The 981-nt window shown below is 45.7% G+C and carries 2 rRNA genes; both read right to left on the bottom strand.

The window, feature by feature from the left end:
- Positions 1-500 precede the first annotated feature (500 nt).
- A 5S ribosomal RNA gene (gene rrf, locus L4D09_RS00360) occupies positions 501-616 on the bottom strand.
- A 119-nt stretch (positions 617-735) separates the two neighbouring features.
- Positions 736-981 (bottom strand): 23S ribosomal RNA (locus tag L4D09_RS00355); the annotation flags it as partial.

Raw genomic sequence — 981 nt, 5'->3', positions numbered from 1 at the left:
AACGCCCCCGAAGGATTGTTGTTGTCGCTGCCGCTCGACTTGCATGTGTTAGGCCTGCCGCCAGCGTTCAATCTGAGCCATGATCAAACTCTTCAATTAGAATTTTTGTGGTCTCTCGACCGGCTCAACGAATACTGATTGAACATCAATAACTAGAAGCTAGTCATGAYATTCGAATTGACTGTGCCAAAATAAYTTNCRTTAYCTTGTATTGGTCACTCAGTTCATTGATAAATCTTTTGACTTAACTTTTTYACGAGTGCCCACACAGATTGCATGGTCAAATTGTTAAAGAACGTTGACTTTCAATGCCTTGGCACGTTGTGCTTTAGCAAGTCAGGAGGCGTATAATACGCGTTTCTGATATCCAGTCAAGACAAAATTTTCAACTTTTTCATCGCTTGATTAAAAAGTAAAAACCTTCTGTTGACGCCGCTCACATTACAATCAGTCGGAGCGAAATAAAAGCCCGTTGTTGCCAACGGGCTCTCAAATTGGGCGCCTGGCGATGTCCTACTCTCACATGGGGAAACCCCACACTACCATCGGCGCTATTACGTTTCACTACTGAGTTCGGCATGGGATCAGGTGGGTCCATAATGCTATGGTCGCCAAGCAAATTCTGTTTTATTCACCGCCTCATGGCAGTAAATAGCAATCTGGGAAAATCTGACTAGTTTCTCAAACACCATTCAAGTGTTTCGTGGAGTCCGTAAAAAACCCCTTGGGTGTTGTATGGTTAAGCCTCACGGGCAATTAGTATCAGTTAGCTCAATGCCTCGCAGCACTTACACACCTGACCTATCTACGTCGTAGTCTCCAACAACCCTTTAGGATACTTAAAGTATCAGGGATGACTCATCTCAGGGCTCGCTTCGCGCTTAGATGCTTTCAGCGCTTATCGATTCCGAACTTAGCTACCGGGCAATGCCACTGGCGTGACAACCCGAACACCAGAGGTTCGTCCACTCCGGTCCTCCT

The sequence above is a fragment of the Photobacterium makurazakiensis genome, from assembly GCF_050336715.1.
In the GTDB taxonomy this organism is placed as follows: domain Bacteria; phylum Pseudomonadota; class Gammaproteobacteria; order Enterobacterales; family Vibrionaceae; genus Photobacterium; species Photobacterium makurazakiensis.
The sequence above is the reverse complement of the archived record's forward strand: the minus strand, read 5'-3'. Positions and strand labels throughout refer to the sequence as shown.